Raw genomic sequence first — 22,622 nt, 5'->3', positions numbered from 1 at the left:
AACACCAGTAGCTGAAGAAGAAGCAGAAGCACCAACAGTTGAAGAAGATGCAACAGAAGGTACGGAAGCACCAGAAGGCACAGCAGTAATGCCATCTGAAGATGCTTTTAACTTATGGGTAGCTGATAGTTATCAATTTATTGGTGATACGTATCAAAGTGTAACTGCATACTATCAATCTATCATTGAAAAGTATTTAAGTTTAGATACTGCTGAAACAAGTGAAGAATCTGAAAGCCTTCCAGTACTTGATGCAGTAACTGAGGTATCAGCTGAAGCTGGTGAAGCAGATACACCAAATTTAGAAGCGGATACATCTCTAGATACTTCTGTTGATAATGGAAGTGCAGATCTAACAAATGATACTAACGTAAATGTTGAAAATCCGGTTGATGCAGAAACACCAGTACAAGAAACAGTTGATACAGTGGAAAATACAGTATCTGATCTTGAAGATGCAGCAGAAGACACAGTGACACCGATTGCTGAAGAAGGTACAGAAACGGTTGAAGGTGTAACAGAAGAAGCACCACTAACAGAAGAAGGCCTAGTTGAAGAAGGAACAGAAGCAGTTGAAGGTGTAACGGACGAAGTAGTAGCACCAATCGCTGAAGAAGGAACAGAAGCAGTTGAAGGTGTAACGGACGAAGTAGTAGCACCAATCGTTGAAGAAGGTACAGAAGCAGTAGAAGGTGTAACGGACGAAGTAGCACCAATCGCTGAAGAAGGAACAGAAGCAGTAGAAGGTGTAACGGACGAAGTAGCACCAATCGCTGAAGAAGGAACAGAAGCAGCTGAAGATGCAACAGACGAAGTAGCAGCACCAATTGTTGAAGAAGGTACAGAAGCAGTAGAAGGTGCAACAGACGAAGTAGCAGCACCAATCGCTGAAGAAGGTACAGAAGCAGTTGAAGAAGCAACAGAAGAAACAGCAGCACCAGTTGCTCAAGATAATATTGCTGTAAGAGATAAAGTGATTGGATACTATCAAAGTCTGGTAGCTTCACTTTCTAACATTCTTAACTTCTTAAAATAAGAAGGACTCTCCAGCATACTCAATGGTGGTTTGGGAGTTTGAATGGCTTTTAACTGAATAAAATGAGCAAGGGGAATGAATAACTGAGATTATTCATTCCCCTTTTTGAATGTAGATTTGCAAAAGAATCTTAGGTTGCAATAAGGCAGCTTAAGTTTAGTTGCAGAAGGAACTTCCATCTACAAACAAATAGTGAACAAAGCTAATAAGTAGTTGAGATGAATAATTGTGAAGATAGAAGAAATACATAGTAGGAAACGATTCTATTATTAAATCAGATTGTCAATAGAGGATCATTGAATTTGTTTGAAAATTAGCATAAGGGGAACAACATTGGAATGATTAAAATCTATTTCTATTAAAAAGGAGAGGCTGGAAATTATGAATAGAGAACAGTTTATACCAATCATTGTTGGAACAGATATCAATGCCTACAATATGGCAAGATCTTTTCATGAGGAATATAATATAAAGCCGATTTTGGTAGGTAAAGAACGCATGCCTTTTACTAATTTAAGTACAATCATAGAACATATCGAAATTAATCCAGGTCTGTGGGAGCAAAATATTTTTATGGAGGTACTAAAAGCTGTCGCAGTTAAGTATAAGCAAACGGGAAAAAAGTTAATGCTTGTTGGAACCAATGATTTTTATGTTCGGCTAATTATTGAAAATGCAGAAGAATTAAAGCCATTCTATACTTTTAACTATCCGACAGAAGAGTTAATGAACAACTTGCTGGTTAAATCAAATTTCTATAAATTATGCCAAGCGCACGGAATCGATACACCTAAAACATATTTCTATTCTTGTTACAAAAAAGAACCCTTCACAGAAGAGTTGAATTTTCCTGTCATTATAAAACCAAGCAACGGTGTTGAGTATTATAAGAATGCGTTCCCTGGCCAGCAAAAGGTGTATAAAGTTAATAATAGGGAAGGGCTGATGGATGTAATCAATCAAATTAATGCAAGTGGATATGAAGATGATTTAATCATTCAAGACTATATTCCTGGCGATGACACAAAACTATGGGATTCTGTATTTTATGTAAGCAGTAAAGGGAAGTCTCAGTTGATCACATTGGCACAGGTAGTATTGCAAGAGCATACCGGAACTGCAATCGGCAATTACACAGCCCTTATTACCGGGTATAACGAAGAGATAATGAAGAAACTGCAAAACTTTTTAGAAGCAATAGGCTATGTAGGGTTTGCCAACTTCGATTTAAAGTTCGATGAGAGAGACGGGAAATTTAAAGTGTTTGAAGTAAATATCAGGCAAGGCCGTTCTAGTTATTACACTACGGCCAGTGGCCATAATATGGCGCGTTATTTAGTGGATGATTTGATTTATGCCAAAGAGAAACCGCTTACTCTTCTTGATGATCATTTTCTTTTTACACTTGTTCCTAAAATTGTTCTCAAAAATTTTGTATCGAATAAACCGATACGAGAAGAGATGCGGCAACTAATAAAAAGTGGAAAATTCGGGAATCCACTATTCAATAGTAAAGATCTACATGTCAAACGGGCATTCTATTTGTTCTTGAGACAAATTAATTATTATAAAAAATACAAGACCAATGAATGGTAATTAGATCAAATAGTACGACAAAGGAAACAATAATAAGATGATGGATTTGGAAAGTGCTAGTCAAATAAAAAGAGCATGTTTTTGTAAAAATAAAATCAAAACATGCTCTTTTTTTATATCCAATTTAGATCTCGTTTATAAAAGGTTAGTCTCTCTAAAGGGACATTACCAAGAATAACGACTTAATAAGAAAAATTGGTTATTTATGTTAATGTATTATTGTGAATAAATGTACTTATAATCGGATCAGATGCTTCTGAAAAACCACTTTTGCCGGAAGTAGAGATTAAAGACATTCTTTAACAATCGGAATTGTGCCTTATTTGACAATTGAATCAAATCGTTCAAGAAGGATATTTTCTGTTTATAGAATTAGAATAACAAACAAACTAATTAAGAATATAGGATATATTGCAGAATAACAGGAACAAGGAGGTATGGATATGAAGATTCATAGAATCGATCATGTAGGTATAATCGTGAATGACCTCTCTGCTGCTAAAGAGTTTTTTCTCGATTTTGGGCTAGAAATGCTAGGGGAAGGAGAAGGAGATGGGAAGTGGGCAGAACGGATGATTGGGTTTAATGACGTTAAAGCGACTGTCGTTTGGCTAGGGACGCTAGATGGCCAAGCAACTTTGGAGTTGGTTAAATTCCATACGTCGTCAGATATAAAGGGAATCCAGCAAACTTTTGCAAATCATATTGCATTTGCAGTTGACGATATAGAATCCGTTGTTGCCAAATTGAAAAAGAAAGGCACGGAAATTTTTAGTGAAATACAAAACTACGAAAACGCTTATAAGTTATGCTTCGTTCGTGGGCCAGAAGGGATTGTATTAGAGTTGGCTGAGAAAATTGGATAAATTTTGATTGGGACTTGAATTGACTTTAATCTCCAACTTGGTATTGATTGTAAAGATTGCCTCTTAAATTAACGGATGCTTTAGCAATAACTAAGGTGTCATTTTTAAAGAGGCTGTTTGTTCAAACTTTTTTTAAAAGCAAGCTCATGTGTGAAAGGGGCTTCAGATAAATGAGTTTAGCTAGTTATATTGGTTGTAATATACAAATTCCCCTTAGTGATGATGATGATTTAATGTATATTAGCGATTGTTTTTCTAACGATTACAACAAACGGGACGTAAAAAAACATCAATTTACTACACCTTTTGTTTATGAAGTATCTAGTCACTGGGGAATTGAGATTTCAAAAAATATGAATCAAAGAAGATGTGCTGAATCGAAAAAGAAACTAATTGCATTATGTGAGATTATGAATCGTTATCTTGAAAAAGGTGATTATTTTGAGCTTTTTAGCTGTTGGGTTGGTGAGGAAAAAGACAAGCGAGTCGGTGAAATAACTTTAAAAATGGATGACCTTGATGTTGATTTGATTGAGATGCCTGAAAAAACATTAGTGCGGATTGAGAAATAAATCCTGTTCAACAATCGGGCGTGTACTCCAATAAGAACTGGACTCCATTGCTAGGATTGTTGGGGTAATTTGCTGCATAAGGGGGGAGATCAATATGGAAATAGTATATTTCGCAGGTGGATGTTTATGGGGAGTACAAGCTTTTGTAAAAACGTTGCCTGGAGTTAAGTTTACAGAAGCAGGAAGAGCTAATGGAACAAGCCGCACACTTGGGGGTGATTATGATGGCTACGTCGAATGTGTAAAAACAGGATTTGATCCAACGGTGGTAACCATCAGGGAATTAATGGGATACTTTTTTGAAATAATTGATCCATACAGTTTGAATAAACAAGGGCAGGATGTTGGTGAGAAATACAGAACCGGAGTATATAGCGAAAAGCAAGAACACTTAAAAGAAGCGAAGGCATTTCTTCGTGAGAGAGATGATAATGAACTTATAGTTGTTGAAGTATTGCCTCTTACGAACTATGTGAGAAGTGCAGAAGAACATCAAGATAGGTTAGCTAGATGTCCAAACGATTATTGTCATATTCCAGAAGAAATTTTAAATAGATATAAGTGATGAAAGATATTTGTGAATAGTGCTCAATGTCAAAATTGAGGATAATTGTACAAAGTTCGGAAAGAATATACCCTAAAAGGGATCGAGAAATCTTCAACAATCTGGCGCTTTTCAAATAAAGAAAAGCGTCTTTCTTTATGTCGAAAAATTAAAGAGACATCGGTTAGCTTCTATTCCCAGAATATATTAAATTCTCGGTACATAAGATGACAAAGGAAATATTTGTAGCATCGGGGAGGGGTTATTTGAGTAACAGAATGATTCGGGAGTTGATCAGGTCAAGGCAACGGGAGTTGGTCGAACTTGCAGCTTCATTTATTCGAATTCCATCTGAAAATCCATCGCCCCAGTTTAAGAAACGGTCAGCAGAAATGGGACACCATATTAGCCGATACTTAGCAGCAAAAGGCTTCTCGATTACGGAGCACCGCCGCAGCGAAAATGCGTTGGTTACCGTGGTTTGTGATGCTCCCTTAACCAAGGTATCTGGTCCAAGACTCCTATTTTGCGGACATACAGATGTCGTACCTGCAGGCAATCGGTCACGCTGGACCTTTGATCCTTTCTCAGGAGAAGTCAGAGCAGGTATGCTTTTGGGTCGGGGAGCCTCCGATATGAAGGGGGGGTTGGCATCCCTTGTTTTTGTGGCCGGACTGCTTCAGGAGTTCGCTCCTTCACTTAATTTGAAAGGCAGCCTTGGCGTTATCGCCTCTCCGGATGAAGAGAATGGTGGCATGGAGGTAGCCTCACTTCTAGCACAAGGATTAATTAAGGGTGATGCTTGCCTGATTGGGGAACCAACGCATCCTCGCCATCCGAATGTTGGTGAAAAGACCATGGCGTTTATGCGTGTGACCATACCAGGTTTACCGGGGCATGGCAGTACACATCCCATTACCGGAACCTCTGCTATTCGAAAGGGAGCCATCGCAGTTGATGCATTAGCTAAGCTATTGGAGTTCAAGGCGACGCCCCCAGCAGACCTTGGTCAACTTTTGTACAACACCGAGTGGTTCCTATACGAGCAAGGAGATCCTTCACTGTCGCAGTTGCTGTATCGCCCCTCTTACAATCCAGGGATCATTCAGGGCGGAAAAAAGGTGAACGTGATTGCAGACGAATGTATTATTGAAGTGGATTCCCGGGTTCCATTTGGTATGAAGCCGGAGTTTGTTCTCGATGTTGCCAGGAGTCTTGTTGGAACCGTAGCTCCAGGTGCGGTCGTAGAGCCAATGGTCCCCTTTGTTAACCCCAACTGGACCTTACAGAATCGTCCGATTGTACAGGCAACCGAACTAGGAATCAAGCGTGTCCTGGGAATGGAGAAACCCATCTTCAGCATACTGTTGCTTGGTTCAAGTGATGCCAGCCACTTCCGGAGCCACGGAATTGATACCGTCCTTTACGGTCCTGGGATGCAACACACTGTCCATGGGTATGATGAGCGGGTTTCAGTGAAGAGCTTAGTAGAATCTGCCGAGATTTATGCCGAGACGGCAATCAATTATCTTGGATCATCTTAAATCTTGCGAAATACGTATTTTGAGGGCGTTGATCCAACAAGGATTTACGCTTTTTTTTATTATCTAGTATGGCTCACTTAATCCTCCTTTTGGGAAAATGAGGGTTAACCGCCGCTATTTCGGGAAAATATAATATGAACGAAAATTAGAAGATGCGTTATGTGTGGCAGGTCAGAAAAATCTATTAAGGAGGTACGTATGTAATGGAAAAAACAGAGCGAACGGTTGGTGAATTGATGCTGGATCAATTATCATTGTTCGGCGTCAAAAGGATATATGGGGTAGTAGGCGATGCAACCTTTGGGCTCATCGATGCACTGGCTAAGCAGGATAAAATTAAATACATTGCGGTAAAGCATGAGTCGACGGCTGCTTTTATGGCCTCTGCGGAAGCTAAACTGACAGGTGGGCTTGGAGTGTGTACGGCGACGATGGGGCCTGGTGCAACTAATCTGTTAAATGGGCTCGGTGATGCATATTCAGACAAAGCGCCTGTACTCGCAATCACTGGACAGGCACCCAGTGATAAAATTGGCACGGAATTTCCGCAATATATTGACCAGCAGGAGCTTATGAAGCCTTTTGCTGCCTACTCTGCTAATCTAGCCAGCCCGGATGCAACGATTGAAGTTCTTCAAAAAGCAGTGCGAACATCACTCGGGCAGCGGGTTGTAACACATTTGTCCGTTCCGAAGGATATTTTTATGATGCCGGCTACAGGAGAACCGCGTCCTTTGCCGGATGTGATAGAGGGCGCTTCCAACTTCACTAAAGAAAGCTTGGAACAGGCTGCAGGAATTATGAAAACAGCCAAGCGGCCAATGATTCTTGCAGGAGCCGGAGCCGCTTCCGCTTCAGAGGAGATAGAGAAACTTGCTGATTTGTGGGGGGCCGGCATCCTTGCAAGTTTGGGTGGGAAAGGATTGTTCGATGATTCTTCCCCGCATAATTTGCAAGGCATTGGTGAAGGCGGCAATCCGTATGCCTCTGATTTATTCAAGGAGGCAGATGTGGTACTTCTTGCCGGTACGACTTGGTGGCCGGAAGGGTATGTGCCAACGGATGCGCGGATTATCCAGATTGACCGCCATTTCGATAAATTTGTCAAAGAAATTCCAACAGACCTTGGAATTATCGGCAAAACAGAAGAAGTTCTTCCATTCTTAGTGGAGAGCCTACAAGGATTCTCCCGCTCTGAAGATTGGGTGGCTCGCTGCCAGGAAATAAAAGAAAAATGGGCTGTGCAAAATGAGAAGGAAGGCAGTACCGAGGGTTATCCTGCTCATCCGGCACGGATTATGCGCGCCCTGGACCGAACAGTGGCACCGGATGCTATTCTTGCATTGGATACAGGGGATAATACAGTATGGACGAATCGCAACTTCCGGCAAAAAGATCAATCAGTTTTAGTCTCCGGCTACTGGCGGACAATGGGCTTTGGTCTTCCGGCTGCGATGGCGGCCAAGCTTATAGAACCTGAAAAACAAGTAGTGGCAATAGTGGGGGATGGAGGACTTCAAATGGTGCTTGCTGATTTATTGACAGCTACCCGCTATGAACTCAATATTACCGTTGTTGTCTTAAATAATGAGAGCCTGCAAATGGAGAGAGACAAACTCAAAGTTGCAAAGAAGAAAGAGGTAGGGGTAGATTTAACGAACCCTGATTTTGTAAAATTGGCAGAAGCCTGCGGATGGAAAGGATTGCGCGCCGACTCAGATATCGAGCTGGAATCGGTGTTGGAGGAAGCACTTAACACGAATGCTCCCACGCTGGTGGACATCAGCACGGCCCAGGTATTCTTCCCGGAAACAGAATAAAAATACGATGATTGTTTACGCAAGAATTTTGAATCCCATTGAAAATATTAAGATATTACAGAAAATCGCTTGGATTACCAGGCGATTTTTTTGTGCCGTTCTAACATTAGAGCAGAGGTTTTTTTGCTATCTTGCTATTGGGATATTATTGATAAAATACAAAATTGGTATAAAATTACGCTAAAGTGGTTGATTGAAAACGAATTGAAAAGGTGAGGAAGAGAGCAAAATGAGGCGAGCCCAATATCGGTGATTGTAAGCAAAATTTGGTTCGTACGAATAAGACTTTGCATACTATTTGATCAGCACAAAGATATTCCAGGGCTTTATTTTACAGTACCTACTTGGTTGGGAGACGTACCATTAACACGTACTATTTATTCATCGCTAATAGCCATGCGGATAATAATTCATAGTTGTTGTATTTAAAAGACGCTTTTTCCTTAGTCATCCTTAAAAGTCGCATTAAGGCGAGGTGTATTCGCCCGTTTTTCAAAGGGGGATCCTTAAAACGANNATCCTTAAAACGGTAGTTAAGGGGGGCTCTATTCGCCCGTTTTTCAAGGGGCACCCTTAAAACGGTAGTTAAGGCGGATTCTATTCGCCCGTTTTTCAGGGGTCATCCTTAAAACGGTAGTTAAGGCGGATTCTATTCACCCGTTCTTCACGGGTTACCTTTAAAACGGTCATTAAAACAAGTTATATTTACCGTTTTGCCTTGCCCATACAAGGAATTGTGCCTTTTTTGGTTATCTTTTCAAAGATGCTATCTTGCAAATTCGGATAATTTAACAAATTCCTCAGGCGTGATGTCTGTTGCCTTATATGAAATCACATCCAACTCATTTTTATAATCCTTGCCAGGTACACGGAAAGTAATTCGAATTAGTTTATAAGGTGGATTGATCGCGCCTTCGTAACCGGCAACTCTCACTGATATATCGTAGTAGTCGTTCTCAATATTCCGTTCAATTTTTTCTATTCGTTCAGAGGTGAATAATTGGAGCTGCCCATGCGTACTCATTGCCTTCAGAATAGATGGACCCAATTCACGTAAAAATGCTAATTCCATTACACTCGGCGGTCGATTTTGAGGTGGAATTTCAATCGTTGCTTTTCCCAATACAGAGTTTATCGTAAGTAGATTGATTAATAAGAAGAGTATTAGTATTTTTTTCATCACGTTTGTCTCCGTTTTTTATTTTTATAGCTTTTTGCAGAAACAGGAATTTTATGTACCAATGAAGTAGTTATTTTTTAAAACAAATTTATGTATTTATCTAGTAGAATACTTCTTTGCAATTTAAATTTATTCTTTTACAGACGTCAGGTTCACATACTGCATTTATGTAAAATTGGAAACTTCTGATAAAATTCACCGTCTCCTATTATTAGACAAGAATGAAGAAGTAAAAAATACAAAGGAGATTACACAATGATTGGTTTACTAAACCTTGGCAGTCTCGTACTTGGGCTGATGGCTTGGATACTTCCTGTAATTAATCTTATGAGTTATAAAAAGCACGAATATAAGAATTGGACAATTCTTTTAGTTTTGAGTCTCAGTGCCTGTGCTATTTCACTTATGTTTCAGATTTTCTATCATTATCATTTAGTCAAGAGTGAGGATTGGTCTGCATTAATGGACATAACAGGTGTTGTAGTGTTAGCTGCAGCAGTTCTTCTCGGTTTTACAATCATATTAAATGCACTAACTTTGATTGTATATCGTAACAAAACGGCAAATTACTAAAAATACCGAGAATATGTTTTAGTGATTGCCATAATTGGCCGGCTTCTAAAGTGGAAAGTACGCAGTATATAGAATGGATTAGAACGGTAATGAATATTGTAATTACAATACCTTAAGAGGGAGAGTTAAATGTCATTAAAAGTAGGAGATATCATATCGTTTCATCGCACTTTTTCAACAAGGGATGTTGAATTATTTACGGAAATTTCAGGTGACGAAGGGATTCATCATCGAACACCGGACGAGCAAGGGAGACTTGTGATTCAAGGACTGTTAACGGCAACTTTGCCAACAAAAATAGGGGGAGAGCATAACGTGCTGGCTCGTACGATGAATTTTGTGTTTGTCAGACCTGTGTTTACAGGGGATACCATCACTTGTTCGGTGAAAATTGAAAAGTATGAAAAAGATGAAAAAAATAGATTCGCTATAATTGCATCCTTTTTATGTGTAAACCAGCATGAAAAAGAAGTATTAAAAGGAGAATTTTCGGGAGTAATTCTTTGATTTGTACTGCAGCCTAACGTCACAGATTAAATAATTCTTAATATCTTTAGATAGAACATGAAACGAAAAGTCGCTGAGCCCGACTCATTCAGTATGGAGGCGATTTCGTTGAAAAAGATAGTATTGTTTACTTTAGTTGCATTGATTTTATCTGCCTGTGGACAAGGAGAAAAAAACATAATATCCAAGGACGAGCAAGGTAGGGAACAGTCGGCACACGTAGAAGTGGAAATGACGATTGCAGCAGCAACGGATGAGGAAGCTGTTGAACTGATACGTGGTTATGTTGCTGAGAAGCTCGATAAAAATGCCTATTCAGGGCTCTATATGGAACATGAACCATTTAAACATTTTGTGATCTTAATTCAAGAGTTATACCCGCTTCAAGAAGTGGCAGAAGGCCTTAAAGATTATTCGAAGCAAATGGGCAAAAACGAAGGGGAATATCGTGTCAAACTAAAGACTGCAACGTACTCTTACCAAACGTTAGAAAAGATAGCGGAACAATTAAGTGCAGCTCATGAAGAGTTAATCGTTACAGACCGCCGAGTATCTTCATTTGGAACGAACGAAAAGGAAAACCGAATTGATCTTTATGTGTCGGCACGCGAAGATCTCAATGAGGAGTTGCTTGCTGAGATTACCGCTGGACATGAGGAGATTGTTAGAATCGAAGAGGGCGTCATGGCTACAGTCGATGAGCACGGGCTTCCAACAGCAGAACCTTATATTGTTGGGACAATCATGGAGAAAAGGGAAGGCGAGAGCCTGGTATTCTTGATTGAGAATCAAATCTATGCCTCGGTAAACAGTGCCACCGTGATTCGAGATCGAAATGGCAACAAGATTGGAGCAGAACAACTAAATATAGGCGATAACGTGGCGGTTTGGACAGATGGAATGATTGAGGAATCACTGCCGGCCTCAGGTTATGCTGTTGCCATACAGCTTCAGTAAAATTGTATTATAAAGCTTGCCGTTGAACGAAAGGACGTGATTCTTGTAAGGGAATCACGTCTTTTTTAACTTGAGATCCCCATTATGTTGAACAACGGTCCTCGAACTTGGTTGGCTTCGTAGTCGCTGCTAGGATAATTTTAATTAGGAGGGAATGAAATGGATTTCTTGTTTTACATTACAATCATTGTGGGGCTTTATCTTATCTGTTATGGATATGTTAAGAAACAGGAAAATGAGGTTAAAAAGAAGGAGATAGAGCTGGAAGAAAAAAAGATAGAGTTAGAAATGAAAAAATTGGAAGTGAGCAAAAACTATTATAAAGAAAGTGAAAGGCAATAAAAAATCAGACGAGTGAATTTATATTGGGCGCAACTCCAAATATGGATATGTGCCTAAAATACGTGGTCCTGTACTATTTCCGACAAGCCAACTATTAGCCAAGGAATGCTAAATATAAGAACAAAGAAAAAGCGGTCCTCCACAGATTAGATTGTGGAAGGCCGCTTTTTAATTAAAGTCACCATTTATTGCTGCTTACATATGATTCACTTAACCGTTAGTAATAAACTAAAAGTTTATCTAGCGTTACGAAGCTTTACGCAATGATTTCATAATTAAGCTCACAATGAATACAAGTATAATTGCTCCAATGATAGCAGGGAAGATGTAGAAATCAGAAACTTTAGGTCCCCAATCTCCTAGAAGCATACCACCAATCCATGCACCGATAATACCTGCGATTATATTACCAATAATTCCACCTGGGACATCTTTTCCCAAAATCATACCTGCAAGCCAACCGAGAATCCCGCCAATTATTAAAAACCAAATGAAACTCATACTATTCATCTCCTATTTTATAGTTTAATTATTTAGCTATAGTGTTTTATAACCTTTATTTAATACTTTCAAACACTAAGGGAAAAATTATCGGGAATTTCAAGTAGTTACGGATATTGTTATACCTAACGTGTTTTTAGACAAAGTGCAAATTCATGAGCTGTTGAGAAATAATGATCGAAAACCTTAGACAGCACTTATGGATGTTTTTTATGAATTCTAGATTGGTTAAGTTTAAAGAAGAACTTGTGTTCAAAATCGGAATGGAATAAAACTCTGCCAGCAAATTGGATATTAATGTTAAAATAAAGATAAGATTGAGTTAAATATACCTGAGTTAACGAGGCGGATTTATAAGCCTAAGAGTAAATTGAGGGGATAATAATAGATGGATTATATAGCAATTGGTATTGTAGCACTTTTAATAGGGATCGTTTTAATTCCAATAGGTTACTTTGAATTTAAAGAAGAAACACAGTGCATTAGAGGGCAACCTTTCTATAAAAAAATCTTCATTTATCCGATCGCGTTTATTAGCTTTATAAATTTTGAAAGTATCATAGGATGGGCGTTTAGTTTAGGAATATTGTTAGTACTTAGTGGTACAGCTATTATTTTTTTATCAGTGTTTTAAATGTATAGAGGGTCTAATTAAAAATTGTTGTAGATGTTGTCTTTAGGAGGCAGTTAGAATTGAAAGTATTCTTTATAAGTGGACCGCAGGCCGTAGGAAAAATGACAATCGGTGAAGAAATATCAAAAAAACTAGATTTACCATTGTTGCATAATCACATGACATTGGAGCTGATTCAACCATTTTTAGGTTGGGTGCCAGCTACTTTTCAACTTTCCACTCAATTTAGAACAGCTATATTCAATGAAATGGTTAAGCAGTCGGAAGTGAAAGGACTAATTTTTACATTCGTAATGGCTTTTGATATACCGCAAGATGTTGAAGAAATTAATGGATATAAAGAAATATTTTTATCTAAGGGGATCGATATTTTTTTCGTTGAACTATCGGCAGATTTGGAAGAAAGGCTACGTAGAAATAAAACTGAAAATCGATTAGCGAAAAAACCCTCGAAACGGAATCTGGAACATTCCGAAAATGAATTACTTGAATCTTTTAGAACACATCGATTAAATTCATTGCCTGGAGAAATAAAAGATAAACATTATTTTCAACTAGATGTAACAAATCTAACAGCTGAACAAGCAGCTGATAAAATAATTGAATACTTTAATACGAAACCGGATGAGGAATAGGTTTGAACAAGGGATATAAAATCAGTGTTCTTTCTCTTCTCCATAGCTGATCTTCCTCTCAATGGCGCTTGCGTTTTAAACTACAGTATCCGTTTTTAGTGATACACTATTAAAGCCAAAAAGGGAGCGAAGATGCCAATAAAGTACTTCTTCGCTCCTTCAAAATCGGTCGAATAGAGATCAATTTATTAAATTTTAGAATTTAGGAGCCCTTTGTTTGTTTGCTTTTCGAATTTAGGGAAATCAAGAAGAAGGTACCGGTAATAATGTAAGATCTTCCAAGTACAGCGTTTCCATACAGGCCTTATCAATAAGGCTTCTCCTTCATTAAGATCCATTAAATGCTCTCCTCAACATGCATAAATTGGATTAAAATATAGACAGTAGCGACGAGAACCACGGTAAGCAAAACCAGTGACGCCACTATGATAGACACATGGGAAGAATGAAAGCGTTGTGCCTGAATTTGTTTTCGCTTTCTGAAATATTGGACAGCTGAATTTATAATGAGACAAAAACCAGCCACGCTGGATAGGATAGTAAGCAGCACAGCCAGAAAGTCTACTACTCGATGGCTTTGCCCAATGGATAAATGGAAAGAAACAATTACAAAACCAATTCCTGTGACGTTTATTGCGGTCCGTAGCCAAGCTAAATACGTGCGTTCATTGGCCAAATGCTGCTGAGCAAATTCCAGTTGATTTTCTTCTTGTTCTTTATTCTGATTTTCAAATTTCATACATATCAAACCACCTAACTTAGCAATTGTTTCATATTTTGCTGCCTATAACCTTTAATTCTCTTCAGTTATTTATCAGCAGTCGACTGTACGCACCATGGTCTCTCTATGATTTACTGCCTCCCATTCTTTACCCATCAATTTTTCTGATTAACGAAAACAATGATATCTTTTAAGTTAGTATCCAATGAGCTTTTTGTTGAATTGCTTATAGTACTAGAGAGGCAGTAAAGTTGAAAAACAGTGGAAGCTTTTGGTCACTCTGAATCTGGATAGGATAACGTACAGCTGGAAGTCAGTGGGGGATATTGAACAAATTAAACAAATGGAGCGCATTTCTATAATAGAATTGCGCTCTCAGAATGGGAGTACTTATGACATAGATCTAGTTAACCCCCAAATTGGTCTAATAGTGAATTAGATGGAGATTGGATAGCCTTTTAAATGTTAGCGATTTAAGTGGTCATCCATCATCTCATGTACTAGATCTTCTATGGATTCAACATGATTTTCCTCAAAAGTACGCTCAGGGTGTGGGTGAAACCACTGAATCTCTCTTTTGTGGAAAATGCCTTTAAAATCAATACAATTCCTCTACCCTTAATATTTAAAAGAAACGAGACAGTTTTATGTTGATAGGAACTTACTTCCATTGATAGCATTAAATTTATTGATTCTCAACTATGGTTTGTTCGATAGAGTTGTGCTTCGTAAAAATAAACTCGGTAAAATCGGGATAATATCTGTAGCCTAGGAACAAGATTAGAATAAAAACGTTTATACAAGGGTAAGGAAATTCAGGAATATTAGGGAGAAGATAACGTGTCTGAAGAAAAAGATTATGACAAAGAATTGGAAAAATTTGATTCTACTGAAGCAATTAAAGGGAAGGAAAAACATTTTTCCGAAAATAAATATGTTAAAAAACTTCTCAAATATGCTAAGAAAATGGGAGTTAAAATTTCCTATTATAGCCTACTTTTATTCTATGCATTTAAAAGCCCCAATACCCCTAATTCAACTAAGTTGACTATAGCAGGTGCGCTGGGTTACCTAATTCTACCTCTAGATGTTATACCAGACTTCATTCCGTTGGCTGGATATGCAGATGATACAATGGTAATCATTTATGCATTAAATAAAATTAAAGCCCACATTGATGATTCAATAAAACAAGAAGCGCATGAACGAATGAAGAAGATTTTTGGTGAAAATTATGATGGGAATAATGAAATAGAGGATAATTTCAGACCCAAAAAAGAAATCTAGCTCAGAATATGGTTTTTAATTTATGGTGTACGAGGAAAATGGATGAGAGTGAGCATCCGTTTATTTACTATTGAAAAAGAATATAATCGAGTCAGGGACTTAACGTTCTGGCTCGATTATTGCTGTTATCAGTTAAGGGCGCGTTTCTGAAATTGGAAATGCGTCTTTCTTCATGGAAAGGGAGGAGTGATTTATAATCCATTATACTGACAGAGTTTATCACTTATCGATTAATGAAAATGGATCACTAATGGTTGAAGGTGAATCTTATAAAGTGCAAGATGAAGGATTCATTTCAAGAACTTCTTAAATTATTAAATAAGAAAAATGATTTTTCATAATCCGGCGCTTTTTTCTGGGCGTTTTTTTTTTTATTTTTCCGAATGTATGAAATTAGATAAAAGCTTACATAAATCCAAAAAATCCACCGGTCATACGACTGGTGGATTTAAAATTTTTGAGGGGTTTTTATAGGGGGATTCGACATGGGTCAATCCCAATTTATGTTCAACAATCGGGCCAGTTTGTTAAGGAAAGTAAAAGCATATTTTTATAATGCAATTGAGGTTGTGAAGGATTAAACTTATGTTCTTTTGGCATTGAGTCTAATTTCAATATAAAAAACGCTAACCGAAATGATTAACGTTTTATAGATGATGGAGGGAACACGCAGTTGGCGGATATCTGGTGTTTACTGTGTATTAGGTTTTAAAAAAGAACTTTAATTATGAAAGCACGGACGTTTCTAAAGTTTAACTGAATGATAAGAATAAAAAGTCAGGAGCTGTTTTCTAATATGGAGTTGGAGTCGGAGGGGAACAATGGTAGGCGTCAATGTTTCTTAAAGCAATTGAATATTGATTCCATCTTCCACCGAAAAACCTGTAGCCATAAGCTCTTTCGTGGCCAACAGCAGTCAGAAAGAACCAAAAGTTATCACCGTTTCTAAGCCACATATACGTGAAACGAAATATACAATTGTCTAGACCTCTTAGATTTTGGCCATAGAAAGGCATTTCTTCCATATATCGCATAAGTCAAGATTCACTCCTTTTTGAAATTAGACATATAACCAGTTTATGCTTAATATCAAAGCTTGGGTTGGATGTATGCCCTAAATAGTTTATGTAAGAGGGTAGCAGGCACCGCTAAATGGACAAGCTGCAATTCCTTGTTAAGTGACGGGTGTGAAAGATGAGGATAGGATTGTTTAGGCTAGCTTATTTTCTTATTCAAGTAATGGGAGACGAAAATCATGATGCTTGATTAAATCGTATAATTCTTGTTCCATTCCTAGATACTCTCAAATCACAGTTTTTGGGAGAAGAAATAATATCAATTAAAGTACAATTAAGTAATTAAAACAATTAGAGGGGTTATTATGAAAATTCAAAATACATATTCTACTGAAGAATTTGCCGATCAAGTGGGCGAAAAAGTAGCCATTATTCGTACGTTTCAAATAATTGCCTGGGAACTTAACTTAATTCAAAGCGATCAACTACTGACTGAAAGCTTTTTACCAGCTTGGGATACGGCTCAACAATTACATTCTTTAGAAGGTGTAGAGTGGGAAGATGCGATTAGATTTGCTCTTGGTAAAGTGTTCGGAATATCTGTAAATCCAAGTTAATTTGAAAAAAAATCAGTTATTAAGCTCTAACGAGGGGCTATATGAATAACGATAATTCACAATCGGGCGCAATTCTGCAGTATGAATTGGGCTCTTTCTTCATGAAAAGGGCCAGATTGTTGAGGAGCCAGGAGGAATAAGATACTCATAAAAGATTGTTTGTTTAGCATTTATTGAGGCAACGGTTGCAAGAGTTGAAGAATTGTGGGTTGTTTTGACAAACTCATTTTTTATTGAAGAATTGAGCAGGGGTTTCTTTTTTTATAAATCAATAGAGTAGAACTTCACTTTCTGAAATATTAATGGATGTCCACCTTGGTTCGAATCATGGGTTAAATCAAAATCTTCGCGACGGATCTGATCTGACAATTTCAATTTTAATTGTGCTGAATATAGCATTTGAGGGATTTGGTCAGTACCTCAATTGCAAAAGTGTGAAACGGTAAAGGGAGAATAATATTGTGAATATTATGAAACACGAATGACACTCTGGGAATTAACGAAAATGTTCGTTATTTAGTTGACGGAACCCTAAACTATTGCTATTATGAGTGCGAATTGAATGTCGAATTATGTCGTATAATATTGGGGATATGGCCCAAAAGTTTCTACCAAGCCGCCGTAAAGGGTTTGACTACGAGGTAAGTGTTAAATGGAAGAAGGATTAATTCTTCCTTTTGTATTTACAATGCCCTAGTCAACGCTCCGGTAGTTATCGGAGCGTTTTTTATATTTTAAGATGCTTTTTTAAAGCCATCATGTGAAGCGGCACATCAGGCAAATTTCGATGGCTCGATGGCTCTTAGTGCGGAACAAAGTGCAACGTTATACGAGTATTCCAACAAGAAAACAGTTGGATGAACCCCAAGCAATTTATAAAAATTCACCATGAAGGGATCGAGAAAATGAAAAAGAAAATTTACTTTAATCATGATGGCGGAGTTGATGATCTTGTTTCGCTATTTTTATTACTAAAAATGGACACGGTTGAACTCACAGGTGTTTCAGTCATACCAGCAGATTGTTATTTAGAACCAGCAATGTTTGCGAGTCGAAAAATTATTGATCGCTTTGGTTATGGTGGTCTAGACGTAGCAGCGTCAAATTCTCGTGGAAAAAATCCTTTTCCAAAAGACTGGCGTATGCATGCATTTTATGTTGATGCCCTACCGATTTTAAATGAATCTGGAAAAGTTGTAACACCAGTGGCAGATAAACCAGCACATCTCCATTTAATAGATACGGTTTTAGCAACTGAAGAAAAAACAACTTTATTATTTACAGGCCCACTAACTGATCTTGCTCGCGCATTAGATGAAGCTCCTGAAATTGAAGCGAAAATTGAAAGACTTGTTTGGATGGGTGGTACATTCCGTGAAGAAGGAAACGTACATGAACCTGAACATGATGGAACAGCGGAATGGAACGTTTTTTGGGATCCTGAAGCAGCAGCTCGTGTATGGGAAACTGGCATAGCAATTGATTTAGTAGCGCTTGAAAGTACAAACCAAGTACCGTTAACTTTAGATGTACGTGAGCGTTGGGCAAAAGAACGACAAAATATTGGTGTGGATTTTATTGGCCAATGTTATGCGATGGTACCACCACTTGTTCACTTTTCAACGAACTCAACATACTATTTGTGGGATGTGTTAACAACTGCATTTGTCGGCAATCCTGATTTTGTGAAAGTACAAACTATTAACAGCATTGTACACACAGACGGTCCAAGCCAAGGCCGTACAGTTGAAACAGCTGATGGACGTCCAGTGAATGTAGTCTACGATGTAAATCGCGATGCATTCTTCGATTATATGACTGAATTAGCTAAAAAAGCTTGATGACTACAAAAGTACAGCTTAGACAATAACAACTTAGAAAGAGGAAAACAATGACAATTAAATCTCGACTTAAAATTATGATTTTTCTCCAGTTTTTCATTTGGGGATGTTGGCTAATTACTCTTGGCTCGTATATGATTAATACATTACATTTTTCTGGCTCACAAGTTGGAGCGGTTTATGGCGCATCTGGACTTGCTTCTCTTATAATGCCAAGCCTTATAGGGATTATCGCTGACCGATGGATGAAAGCGAATAGATTGTATGGAATTCTTCATTTTGTTGGTGCGATTTGCTTATTTATAGCAGCACAAGCTTCAGACCCAACCGTTATGTTTTGGGTAATGTTTTTTAACGCTATGGTTTTCATACCGACAATTTCATTATCTTATACCATTTCCTATGTTGGTTTAGAAAAGGAAGGACTCGATACGACGAAAGAATTCCCGTCCGTTCGTGTATATGGAACCGTTAGTTTTATTCTTGCTATGTGGCTCATTAGTATTGGTGGATTTGAGTTAAGCAATATTCAGTTATACATTGCATCAGGGGCTGCCATCTTACTGGCACTCTTTTCAGTTGTGCTGCCTGATTGTCCAACAGCAACTGTTAAGAAGGAGAAGTCGTGGGTAAGCCACTTAGGACTCGACGCTTTTGTCCTATTTAAACAAAAGAAAATGGCCATCTTTTTCATATTTGCAATGCTGATCGGTGCTGCACTGCAAATTAATTTGGCATTTGCAGACCCATTCCTTCATGATTTTGCGCTAAATCCTGATTATAAAGAAAGTCTTGCTGTGAAATACCCAGCGATTTTATTATCAATTGGACAATTTTCAGAAGTAGTCTTTATTCTTGCCATACCATTTTTCTTACGTAAATTTGGGATCAAAACGGTCATGCTATTGAGTATGGCGGCTTGGACGTTGCGATTCGGTTTATTAGCTTTTGGAGATCCAACCGGATTAGGGTTCATCTTATTACTATTATCCATGGTAGCGTACGGTGCAGCGTTTGATTTCTTTAATATTTCTGGATCAATGTTTGTAGATAAAGAAGTGGATCACCGAATTCGTGGGAGTGCACAGGGCTTATTTATGACAATGGTGAACGGACTGGGAGCTTATTTAGGAGCTATGATTAGTGGAAGAATAGTGGATTATTTAACGGTTGACGGCATAAAAGACTGGCAAAATATCTGGTTGGTTTTTGCTGCCTATACCATCGTTCTTGGGATCGTTTTTGCGATAACTTTTAAATACAAACACAGCCAGGATACAACGAACGATGTAAATAAAGCTGCTTAATCTGTATGATTTAAAGTCAAGTTAGAATGAAAGCTAAAATCAGCAGCCAATTCCCTCTCTTTGGGGGAATGCTGCTTTTTTGAATTTTAGTAGCGTGGGAAGAGGTCTTGTATAAACACAGGACAAGCTTATGAAAGGAGGCGGTGATTAGACTCCATTATACGTCAATTTTTTTCTGAATTTAGCGGATAAACATTGACGTACAACGGATAAGCACCAATTCAATTAAACTTTCGTTTAGGGTAGCAGCTTAAAGATTTTGTTCAATGATGATAAATTAGTCACAATGAAATGGATTTGTCCAATTAAAATTTGTATGTATTTAAGACAAAGATGGAACTTTTATAAAAGTTTAATCAAAAATTTATAAATTTTTTGTTCAGCAATCGGGCGCCACTCTTGAGGAAATGGCGCCCATTTTACATTTTAGGGCCATTAATTTGGAATAGGGAAAAATGTTAGATACTTGCAAATTAAACACCTACATTTTTATTTCATTTTTTCTAGGATATTTTTTAATGGCTTTTGAAGTACGTCCACAATGGCAGCAATGATAGCTGTTGCAAAAATCCCCATTAGACCTAGTGCTATCGGACCTGCTGCGTCATCACTCGTGAACATGGCATACACCCTTAAGTAAACTATTACTAACAAAATGAAGAAGATAATTGTAAAAGCGCATTTTTTTATAACCTTCAAGGATTTAAGGGATAACTCGGAAAAAGCGTTATTTCTATCGATATAACTCAATAGTTTATATGCTTGATACAACCCAACAGAAAACGAAATGCATACTCCATACGCACATATTAACAATGGATATATCGAGTAATCTCCTGGACGCACTATCGAATCTCTTCGGGCTGCTTCAGGCAACAAAAATATACACACGGCAAGTACCGCAATTCCAATAAGAAAAGCAACGACTTTTAAGAAAAAAGTTGAACCTAGTTTAACGTTCATTTGAAGCACCTCACTGATTTAATGATAATGAGATTTTAGTATATTTTTTATCGTTTATCAATAAATTTATTTTGTTTTTCATTATATTATTATTGTTATTTGTTTATTCATTTAATTATTATGTATGTGGGAATCGTACTTCAGTTATTGGAAGTTTTATGTGCCTTCTTTAGCTAATGGGCGCGCTTTTGTAGTAAGAATTTGCTTGTTTTTATTAAAGGCATTTAATGAAATAACACTTTAATGAAGATTGGATACATATGCTACAATTAGGATGATTCTGTAAAATTTTTACCAAAGTAAGGTGACAGAAGTTAATCATGGCTTAGGAAGAAGTGAAAATCATAAAAACTAAAAAGAAACTTAGATTTTGGGTTTTTTTAAGGAATATGTTAATAGCAATAGTAGCCCTGCTGGTTGTCTGGGTCATTTTCAGTAATATAATGACTTTTTATGAAAAAGGGAAGTATCCAGCAATTGGTCAATTAGTTGAAGTAGATGGGAATAATATGCACGTCTACACAAAAGGAAATGGGGATCATACAATCGTTTTATTAAGTGGTCATGGAACCGCAGCGCCAGCATTGGATTTTGAACCTTTGATTAATGAAATGGCAAAGAATAATAAGGTAGTAGTGATTGAGCCTTTTGGATATGGATGGAGTGACATAACCAACAAGGATCGGACAGTGGAAAACATAGTGGCGGAAATAAGAACTGCTCTTAAAAAATTAAACATACAAGGTCCATACATATTGATGCCACACTCCATATCTGGAATCTATAGCATGTATTATGCCAATACTTACCCAGAAGAAGTGAAAGCGATTATAGGTATTGATCCTACATTGCCAAAGGCGTTGAAGTATTTTGGTGAAACTGCTCCTACAATGCCACAATATTTCGGTTATGTTGCACCAACAGGAATTGCAAGATTGGCATTGTATTTGACTCCGGACAATTTCCTTCCGATAGCTGAGGAAGGTACTTATTCTGAAGAAAATCTGGATAGAACAAAAGCAATCTCTGCCTGGAAAGGCAACAACAGAAATGTGGTTAGTGAGGCTAATGAAATAAGAAGTAATATCAACAAAACTGTTGATATGAAATTTCCTTCCAATATGCCAGTTTTAATCTTCACTACGAAAAAAGATAGGGTTACAGAGGAGGATAAAAATCTTGTAACTTTTTATGAAGCGCAGTTAACGAATTACCCAGCTAGTAAAATTGTTACTTTAGAGGGACATCATTACCTCCATTGGACTCGTTATAAGGAAATGAGCAAAGAAATCAGTGAGTTTACAGAATCAATCTCTCTTAATTAATAAACTTAATGGGACAATCTTGCTTATTGTCTTTATTGACCCTAAAATATCAATCCTTGCAGACGATGATGTAATCAACCAAAAGGGCAGTTATGTTACATTAAAAAGTACTTCGATAATGATAGTAACATTAAGATTATTAGTAACACTTCCAGCACAATTATTATTTCCTCGAGCAGAACATTGACAATAAAGAAGGATGGGTTTTTATGCTGATTTGCTTGGAAGGCTATCTGGA

General features: G+C 37.6%; 21 protein-coding genes, 2 pseudogenes and 1 riboswitch. Of the genes and pseudogenes, 19 read left to right on the top strand and 4 right to left on the bottom strand.

Annotation, left to right across the window (positions count from 1 at the left end; genetic code table 11):
• The 7 genes and pseudogenes from D1B33_RS18520 to D1B33_RS15020 form a co-directional block, all read left to right on the top strand.
• A pseudogene (locus tag D1B33_RS18520) lies at window positions 1-1,036 on the top strand (hypothetical protein); the annotation flags it as partial.
• Between the two features lie 381 nt (window positions 1,037-1,417).
• Window positions 1,418-2,632 (top strand): carboxylate--amine ligase, encoded by a 1,215-nt coding sequence (locus D1B33_RS15045; protein WP_118877220.1) that lies wholly within the window; start codon window positions 1,418-1,420, stop codon window positions 2,630-2,632.
• A 443-nt stretch (window positions 2,633-3,075) separates the two neighbouring features.
• Window positions 3,076-3,498, top strand: coding sequence for a VOC family protein (locus D1B33_RS15040; RefSeq protein WP_118877219.1), 423 nt, complete (start codon window positions 3,076-3,078; stop codon window positions 3,496-3,498).
• A gap of 170 nt (window positions 3,499-3,668) precedes the next feature.
• Entirely contained in the window at window positions 3,669-4,070 is a 402-nt protein-coding gene (locus D1B33_RS15035; RefSeq protein ID WP_118877218.1) for a hypothetical protein, read from the top strand.
• Window positions 4,071-4,164: 94 nt separating this feature from the next.
• Entirely contained in the window at window positions 4,165-4,635 is a 471-nt protein-coding gene (locus D1B33_RS15030) for a peptide-methionine (S)-S-oxide reductase (protein WP_118877217.1), read from the top strand.
• 245 nt (window positions 4,636-4,880) lie between these two features.
• Window positions 4,881-6,158, top strand: a complete 1,278-nt coding sequence (locus D1B33_RS15025; protein WP_158583001.1) for a M20 family metallopeptidase — start codon at window positions 4,881-4,883, stop codon at window positions 6,156-6,158.
• A gap of 203 nt (window positions 6,159-6,361) precedes the next feature.
• Window positions 6,362-7,978 carry a thiamine pyrophosphate-binding protein gene (locus tag D1B33_RS15020; protein WP_118877215.1) on the top strand — a complete coding sequence of 539 codons (1,617 nt, stop codon included), beginning with the start codon at window positions 6,362-6,364 and terminating at the stop codon, window positions 7,976-7,978.
• A 766-nt stretch (window positions 7,979-8,744) separates the two neighbouring features.
• On the opposite strand, the gene D1B33_RS15015 is transcribed toward D1B33_RS15020, so the two are convergent.
• On the bottom strand, window positions 8,745-9,158 hold the full coding sequence (locus tag D1B33_RS15015; RefSeq protein WP_118877214.1) for a DUF3888 domain-containing protein: 414 nt from the start codon (window positions 9,156-9,158) through the stop codon (window positions 8,745-8,747).
• Between the two features lie 255 nt (window positions 9,159-9,413).
• Between D1B33_RS15015 and D1B33_RS15010 the strand changes: the two genes are divergently transcribed.
• The 4 genes from D1B33_RS15010 to D1B33_RS14995 all read left to right on the top strand — a co-directional run bounded on the left by D1B33_RS15010 (window position 9,414) and on the right by D1B33_RS14995 (window position 11,537).
• The gene (locus D1B33_RS15010; RefSeq protein ID WP_118877213.1) at window positions 9,414-9,731 is read left to right on the top strand and encodes a hypothetical protein; all 318 of its coding nucleotides are present in this window, start codon (window positions 9,414-9,416) and stop codon (window positions 9,729-9,731) included.
• Between the two features lie 129 nt (window positions 9,732-9,860).
• Complete coding sequence (locus D1B33_RS15005; protein WP_118877212.1) at window positions 9,861-10,238, top strand: hotdog family protein; 378 nt, start codon at window positions 9,861-9,863, stop codon at window positions 10,236-10,238.
• Window positions 10,239-10,346: 108 nt separating this feature from the next.
• Window positions 10,347-11,195, top strand: coding sequence for a hypothetical protein (locus tag D1B33_RS15000; protein ID WP_118877211.1), 849 nt, complete (start codon window positions 10,347-10,349; stop codon window positions 11,193-11,195).
• Window positions 11,196-11,354: 159 nt separating this feature from the next.
• A complete protein-coding gene (locus D1B33_RS14995) occupies window positions 11,355-11,537 on the top strand; it encodes a hypothetical protein (protein WP_118877210.1) in 183 nt (60 codons plus the stop codon).
• 246 nt (window positions 11,538-11,783) lie between these two features.
• Here the strand turns inward: D1B33_RS14995 and D1B33_RS14990 are convergent, their stop codons facing one another.
• Window positions 11,784-12,038 (bottom strand): GlsB/YeaQ/YmgE family stress response membrane protein, encoded by a 255-nt coding sequence (locus D1B33_RS14990; protein WP_118877209.1) that lies wholly within the window; start codon window positions 12,036-12,038, stop codon window positions 11,784-11,786.
• Between the two features lie 388 nt (window positions 12,039-12,426).
• Here D1B33_RS14990 and D1B33_RS14985 point away from each other — a divergent pair, with 388 nt between their 5' ends.
• Window positions 12,427-12,672, top strand: coding sequence for a hypothetical protein (locus tag D1B33_RS14985; protein WP_118877208.1), 246 nt, complete (start codon window positions 12,427-12,429; stop codon window positions 12,670-12,672).
• Window positions 12,673-12,731: 59 nt separating this feature from the next.
• A complete protein-coding gene (locus tag D1B33_RS14980; RefSeq protein ID WP_118877207.1) occupies window positions 12,732-13,307 on the top strand; it encodes a DEAD/DEAH box helicase family protein in 576 nt (191 codons plus the stop codon).
• Window positions 13,308-13,644: 337 nt separating this feature from the next.
• On the opposite strand, the gene D1B33_RS14975 is transcribed toward D1B33_RS14980, so the two are convergent.
• Window positions 13,645-14,046, bottom strand: a complete 402-nt coding sequence (locus tag D1B33_RS14975) for a YidH family protein (RefSeq protein WP_118877206.1) — start codon at window positions 14,044-14,046, stop codon at window positions 13,645-13,647.
• A gap of 822 nt (window positions 14,047-14,868) precedes the next feature.
• Between D1B33_RS14975 and D1B33_RS14970 the strand changes: the two genes are divergently transcribed.
• From D1B33_RS14970 to D1B33_RS14950, 4 genes are all read left to right on the top strand, one after another.
• Window positions 14,869-15,315, top strand: a complete 447-nt coding sequence (locus D1B33_RS14970) for a YkvA family protein (protein ID WP_118877205.1) — start codon at window positions 14,869-14,871, stop codon at window positions 15,313-15,315.
• 1,381 nt (window positions 15,316-16,696) lie between these two features.
• Window positions 16,697-16,948: a hypothetical protein gene (locus D1B33_RS14960; protein ID WP_118877203.1), complete on the top strand. Its 252-nt coding sequence runs from the start codon at window positions 16,697-16,699 to the stop codon at window positions 16,946-16,948.
• 555 nt (window positions 16,949-17,503) lie between these two features.
• Window positions 17,504-17,605, top strand: a riboswitch (purine riboswitch).
• 248 nt (window positions 17,606-17,853) lie between these two features.
• On the top strand, window positions 17,854-18,789 hold the full coding sequence (locus tag D1B33_RS14955; protein ID WP_118877228.1) for a nucleoside hydrolase: 936 nt from the start codon (window positions 17,854-17,856) through the stop codon (window positions 18,787-18,789).
• A 50-nt stretch (window positions 18,790-18,839) separates the two neighbouring features.
• Window positions 18,840-20,096 carry a nucleoside permease gene (locus tag D1B33_RS14950; protein ID WP_118877202.1) on the top strand — a complete coding sequence of 419 codons (1,257 nt, stop codon included), beginning with the start codon at window positions 18,840-18,842 and terminating at the stop codon, window positions 20,094-20,096.
• A 489-nt stretch (window positions 20,097-20,585) separates the two neighbouring features.
• Here D1B33_RS14950 and D1B33_RS14945 read toward each other — a convergent pair whose 3' ends face one another.
• Window positions 20,586-21,059, bottom strand: a complete 474-nt coding sequence (locus tag D1B33_RS14945; protein ID WP_118877201.1) for a DUF2975 domain-containing protein — start codon at window positions 21,057-21,059, stop codon at window positions 20,586-20,588.
• A gap of 335 nt (window positions 21,060-21,394) precedes the next feature.
• On the opposite strand from D1B33_RS14945, the gene D1B33_RS14940 reads away from it, so the two are divergent.
• Together D1B33_RS14940 and D1B33_RS14935 are read left to right on the top strand one after the other, a co-directional pair.
• Window positions 21,395-22,384, top strand: coding sequence for an alpha/beta fold hydrolase (locus tag D1B33_RS14940; protein ID WP_325049480.1), 990 nt, complete (start codon window positions 21,395-21,397; stop codon window positions 22,382-22,384).
• Window positions 22,377-22,571: pseudogene (locus D1B33_RS14935) on the top strand (lipid II flippase family protein); the annotation flags it as partial. The gene D1B33_RS14940 and the pseudogene D1B33_RS14935, both read left to right, overlap by 8 nt.
• Between the last annotated feature and the right edge of the window lie 51 nt (window positions 22,572-22,622).

Source organism: Ureibacillus yapensis (assembly GCF_003515775.1).
GTDB lineage: Bacteria > Bacillota > Bacilli > Bacillales_A > Planococcaceae > Ureibacillus > Ureibacillus yapensis.
The sequence above is the reverse complement of the archived record's forward strand: the minus strand, read 5'-3'. Positions and strand labels throughout refer to the sequence as shown.